Source organism: Paenibacillus forsythiae T98 (assembly GCF_000520735.1).
Classification (GTDB): Bacteria; Bacillota; Bacilli; order Paenibacillales; family Paenibacillaceae; genus Paenibacillus_AQ; species Paenibacillus_AQ forsythiae.
The window spans coordinates 1-4,775 of record NZ_ASSC01000077.1 but is presented as its reverse complement, the minus strand read 5'-3'; the positions used below and the strand labels follow the sequence as shown (position 1 = coordinate 4,775).

7 protein-coding genes are annotated in these 4,775 nt (G+C 50.1%); 4 read left to right on the top strand and 3 right to left on the bottom strand.

Features of this window, described 5'->3' with window-relative positions; all coding sequences use genetic code 11:
* Positions 1 to 158: NifU family protein (locus tag L692_RS0102790; protein ID WP_025697003.1), on the bottom strand; the 158-nt coding region annotated here is incomplete at its 3' end.
* Between the two features lie 82 nt (positions 159 to 240).
* On the opposite strand from L692_RS0102790, the gene L692_RS0102785 reads away from it, so the two are divergent.
* Positions 241 to 495, top strand: coding sequence for a YuzB family protein (locus L692_RS0102785; protein WP_025697001.1), 255 nt, complete (start codon positions 241 to 243; stop codon positions 493 to 495).
* Between the two features lie 5 nt (positions 496 to 500).
* Here the strand turns inward: L692_RS0102785 and L692_RS0102780 are convergent, their stop codons facing one another.
* Both L692_RS0102780 and mqnE read right to left on the bottom strand, forming a co-directional pair.
* Positions 501 to 1,562, bottom strand: a complete 1,062-nt coding sequence (locus L692_RS0102780) for an NAD(P)/FAD-dependent oxidoreductase (RefSeq protein ID WP_025696999.1) — start codon at positions 1,560 to 1,562, stop codon at positions 501 to 503.
* Positions 1,563 to 1,606: 44 nt separating this feature from the next.
* Positions 1,607 to 2,713 carry an aminofutalosine synthase MqnE gene (gene mqnE, locus L692_RS0102775; RefSeq protein WP_025696998.1) on the bottom strand — a complete coding sequence of 369 codons (1,107 nt, stop codon included), beginning with the start codon at positions 2,711 to 2,713 and terminating at the stop codon, positions 1,607 to 1,609.
* Between the two features lie 369 nt (positions 2,714 to 3,082).
* Here mqnE and L692_RS0102770 point away from each other — a divergent pair, with 369 nt between their 5' ends.
* From L692_RS0102770 to L692_RS0102760, 3 genes are all read left to right on the top strand, one after another.
* Positions 3,083 to 3,442, top strand: a complete 360-nt coding sequence (locus tag L692_RS0102770) for a HesB/IscA family protein (RefSeq protein WP_025696996.1) — start codon at positions 3,083 to 3,085, stop codon at positions 3,440 to 3,442.
* A gap of 258 nt (positions 3,443 to 3,700) precedes the next feature.
* Positions 3,701 to 4,363: a restriction endonuclease gene (locus L692_RS0102765; RefSeq protein WP_084463049.1), complete on the top strand. Its 663-nt coding sequence runs from the start codon at positions 3,701 to 3,703 to the stop codon at positions 4,361 to 4,363.
* Between the two features lie 54 nt (positions 4,364 to 4,417).
* Positions 4,418 to 4,775, top strand: a 358-nt coding sequence (locus tag L692_RS0102760; RefSeq protein ID WP_025696993.1) for a 5'-nucleotidase, incomplete at its 3' end; no start/stop codon positions are given.

Here is a 4,775-nt window from a genome sequence, read left to right as displayed (position 1 = left end):
CCCCTGCCGCAGGCACCCATCAGCTTCAATTTCACGATGCCGTCCTCAACGTCGACCAGCTCAACGTCGCCGCCATCGCGCTGCAGAAACGGACGCAGTTTATCAAGAACTTCCAGCACTTCGTCATACATGCTAGTACTTTGTGTATTCTCACTCATTTCTCAATCACTCCTTTCGTACGTATATTATAGTACAAATATTTAAAAAATAAAACGGTTAGTAAGGGCCAAGGAGAGCTATATGAGACCAATTATTGAATTTTGTGTCAGCAACCTGGGGCATGGCACAGAAGCGCTCAAGAATAAACTGGAACAAAATGCGGATTACGATGTGATCGAATACACCTGCCTGGGCAATTGCAGCCAGTGCCGCTTCGAGCCGTTCGCCATGGTCAACGGTGAAATCATCGCTGCGGATTCAGCCGAGGAGCTGGAAGAAGCTATAGAGAACAAGATTAAGGAGCTGGAGGCTTGGGACAAGCTTGAGCTGGACTGACTGGATTATCCGAAATGCCGCTTGGACATCCACAGCACTCCGCTCTTCAGAATGCGGGGCACCCGGCCCATGACGGACCGGCGGCCCAGCAGCCCGAAGCCTTCGCTTTTTCCCAGGGAACCAAGTGTCCCCTTCAGCTTGATTCTGCCCAGTCTCGGCGTTTCGTTGCGCCACAGGGCCCGTAAGACCTGCGCAACCTGCTCGCCTTGGGCTCCCGCCGCCTGGGCGCTCGGAGCGAACGGCAGGCTGGCGCAGTCCCCGATCACATACACTTCGGGATAGTCCGGAACCTGATGATACGGGCCGAGAATGACCCTCCCGCCGTGATCCTTCGCCAGATTAAGCTCCTGAACCACTTTGACCGGCTGAATGCCTCCGGTCCAGACTGTAACGTCGGAAGAAATGGCTTGCGAACCGTTATAGACGGCGTCCTTCTCGATATGGGAGACCGAGATTCGGCCAAGCGTCCGCACCTCATGCTCGCTGAACCATTCCTCCACATATTGCGACAGCCTGGCGGGAAAAGCGGACAGCACCCGCTCGCCCCGGTCGAGGATGGCAATGTTCAGATCAGGACGGCTTTCCCGCAGCTCGGCGGCAAGCTCAACCCCGCTAAGTCCGCCTCCGATGATGTTGACCGTTCCGTAAGGCTTCACATCGTTCAGGCGTCGGTAGGTTTCCCGCGTATCCAAGAGCGACTGGATACCGCAGGTATGCTCCTCGGCTCCGGGGATGCCGTGATAATTATCCGTGCAGCCCAGAGCGATAGCGAGCAGGTCATACGGCACAAGCTCGCCGTCCGTCATGAGGACAAGCCGCTTATCGAGATTGACGGCATCGACTTCGCCGTATTTGACGGAGAGCTGTGGATGGACAGGGAACGCGATACGAAGATCATGATCGGAGACGGTCCCGGCGGCCAGCGCATAATATTCCGTCTTGATGCCCTGATAGGGCATCCGGTCGACCAGGACAATTTCCACATCGCTTGGAAGATGCTGCTCCAGCAATTTCTGGATCAGTGCGAGGCCGCCATAGCCGCCCCCGAGGATAAGCAGTTTCTTCATACAGCCACCCTTCCTTTCCAATGCGGGAGTATGTGAATGATATGCTACTCGTATACCTTGATCTCGTTATAGAAGGTGTCGCGTTCGACAGGGATTTTGCCTGCGCCCTTTACAAGCCAGATTAATTCCTCTCGTGTCATGCCCTCTGGAGTGAGCGCTCCCGCGGAGTGGCTGATCCGCTCTTTCAGGATCGTTCCGTGCACGTCCGACGCGCCGAAGCTAAGCGATACCTGGGTGAGCTGCGGTCCGATATTGATAAAATAAGCTTTGATATGGTCGATGTTGTCCAGCATCAGCCGACTGACCGCAATCGTCTTGAGATCCTCATACGCGGAGTTGCGGCGCATCATGCCGGCATTCTTGCTCTTGGGCTGCATCGACAGCGGGATGAATACCATGAAGCCGTTCGTCTCGTCCTGAAGCTCGCGGATTTGCAGCATATGCCGGACGCGGTCCTCATGGGACTCGATGGAGCCGTACAGCATGGTCGTATGGGTCCGCATGCCGAGCTTGTGCGCCTGCCGATGCACCTCCAGATACTCCTCTACGTTGGCCTTGTCGACATGCATTTTTTGGCGGTATTGATCGGACAGAATTTCCGCTCCCCCGCCCGTCAGCGTCTTGAGTCCGGCGGCCCGCAGCCGTTCCAGCACTTCACGAATGCTCAGACCGCTGATTCGGGTGAAGAAATCGATCTCCGCCGCCGTGTAGGCTTTCAATGTAACTTCCGGAAAGCGGTCATGCAGCGCCTGAAGGGAATCGACATAGTATTGAAACGGAACATGGTTGTTATGTCCGCCCACAATATGGAACTCCCGCACGCCGGGGTGGATATGCTGCTCCACATAGGCGATCATTTCCTCGCCTGAAAGCGTATATGCGCCCTCTTCGCCTTGATCCTTGCGGAAATTGCAGAACGCGCAGCGGGATTCGCACACATTGGTAAAGTACAGGCTCATATTTTCGATAAAATACACTTTGTTTCCGTTCTTCCGCTGGTTGACTTCGTTAGCAAGCTGGCCGATCGTCAGAAGATCGCTGCTATCATATAAATAAACGCCATCCTCCAGGGTCAATCTTTCGCCGCCGCGAACCTTTTCGATGATTTCCGCCATTCTGGCATCGGTGTGGGGAGTGATAAGGGTAGACATTATGATTCCTCCTAGTAGGGTTGTTGGATAAGAGGCTTAGCCAGCATGGACGTAAAAGCAGCCATCAGAGACAAGAAAACATCCCGCTGTTTCTCACCTGTAGAAAAACGACGCAGATGTTCTCAGGAACAACATATCGAAGCGGCAGCAATTCATTTTGTGGATTGAGACTCTGCCGTACGTGACAAAATTTCGAATTTTGACCTCATGCTGTACCTATTATAAACCTCTCTTCCAAGGCGGGCAACCGCCCGGCAGCATTCGGTTCCCTTGATCTGCAACTTGTGGAGCGGGTGTGGGTGAAGTATACTTTATTTAAAAATATGAAGAATATTTCTATCCCATAAAATGATAAGGAGGCTGGAAACCATGATTTCAATCAGCGACACGGCTGCCGAGCAGCTTAAGACCATGCGCAACTCGCAGGAGATTCCGAACATGTTCCTTCGTCTTGGCGTGAACCCCGGAGGATGCAGCGGCTTCTCGTATGCGATGGGATTTGACGATAACGAGACCGATCAGGACGTCTATATGGATGTGAAGGGCCTCAAGGTCGTGATGGAAAAAGAAAACCTGCGCCTTCTCGACGGCCTCGAAATCGACTTCGAGGCATCCGGCATGTCCGGCGGCTTCACCATCAACAACCCGAACGCCAGCGCCACATGCGGGTGCGGGCACAGCTTCCGCACGGCGACGGATGAGGGGAAGCCTAGCGAGGAGCCTTGCTGAGTCAGTTGATATGACGCGGTGTTCTCTCCGCTGATCTGAATGGAAGCCGGATCGGTAGCCCTGCGCAAACGCGCGTTCGGAGCTGCGGATTGTAGCGGCAAAATTGAACATTAACAACCCATGAAACGCCGTTTCAGGGTTGTTATTACATGCCTCCCAGGCTTGTGTTTATTGCTAAACACAGCTTCGGGAGGTTTTTTATACGTACTTTTATATTTTATTCCAAGAAAATTATGGTATTATTTTACCATTAAGCCAATGGAGGTAGTTCTATTGATCTATGTATTTGTGGCGGCAGTAATTGTCCTGTTATTTGGTTTCAGCTTGTTGTTCTTTAAAATTCTACAAAAGCGCAATAAACCTTCCTTATTTCTTAAAGAAAACTATGACTTGAGGTCGATTGCTATTGCTGATATTGACAGGATGGAGGATGGTTCAGGGTTTGAAATGTACCTATACAGACTTTTTCTTGAACTTGGCTATTCAGGAGTATACAAGACTGTCGGGAGTCGTGATTTTGGAGCAGACGTAGTTTTTACAGATCGAGAGGGGGTGAGAAACGTAGTACAGGCAAAACGGTACTCTGTAGACAATCCAGTTGGTGTTAGCGCTGTGCAGGAGGTCTACTCTTGTATGAGGTACTACAAAGCCAAGAAAGCCATCGTGATCGCTACATCCAAGTATACTGAGCCATGTGAGACACTGGCAGGAATTAACCATGTAAAGCTTCTAGATCGAATGGACTTGATAAATATTATTGAAGCTTTTAAAAAAGATAATCTCAAAGCGGCACAGGATATTGTAGAAGCAGAGCCAAGAATGATTTTGGAATCGTGGAGTGAGGCCAGTAATCCTGGACTACGTGAAGTTCGCAAGGACTATAAGGCCGAGAAGTATGTGAAGAAGGTAATGGGGAAGTGATTTTTGATAGGTAAATTGTAAATCTAAGGAATCGAGTGAAAGGATGAAAGATTAATGCCATTTGATATTGAAAGCAAATTTGTTATTGCGGTAGCCTCAAGCGCATTATTTGATCTTACAGAATCCGACCGTGTATTCAGAGAACATGGAGAAGAAGTATATCGAGAGTATCAGAGAGAGCATGAGAATGAAATATTAACACCAGGAGTTGCATATCCACTTATAAAAAGATTATTAAGCATCAATACCTCCCAGGATCAAATAGTCGAGGTTATTTTACTCTCAAGAAATGATCCTGATACTGGTTTAAGGGTTCTTAAGTCTATTGAAAAATACGGATTAACAATTAGTAGAGCTGTATTTGTCGCTGGAAGCAATCTATTTAGCCCCTATTTGAACTTGGACAGTACAC

Bases quoted from the DNA above. Each gene is read 5' to 3' on its own strand.
- L692_RS0102785 (WP_025697001.1), top strand. From the start codon at position 241: ATGAGACCAATTATTGAATTTTGTGTCAGCAACCTGGGGCATGGCACA.
- L692_RS0102780 (WP_025696999.1), bottom strand. From the start codon at position 1,562: ATGAAGAAACTGCTTATCCTCGGGGGCGGCTATGGCGGCCTCGCACTG.
- mqnE (WP_025696998.1), bottom strand. From the start codon at position 2,713: ATGTCTACCCTTATCACTCCCCACACCGATGCCAGAATGGCGGAAATC.
- L692_RS0102770 (WP_025696996.1), top strand. From the start codon at position 3,083: ATGATTTCAATCAGCGACACGGCTGCCGAGCAGCTTAAGACCATGCGC.
- L692_RS0102765 (WP_084463049.1), top strand. From the start codon at position 3,701: ATGGAGGTAGTTCTATTGATCTATGTATTTGTGGCGGCAGTAATTGTC.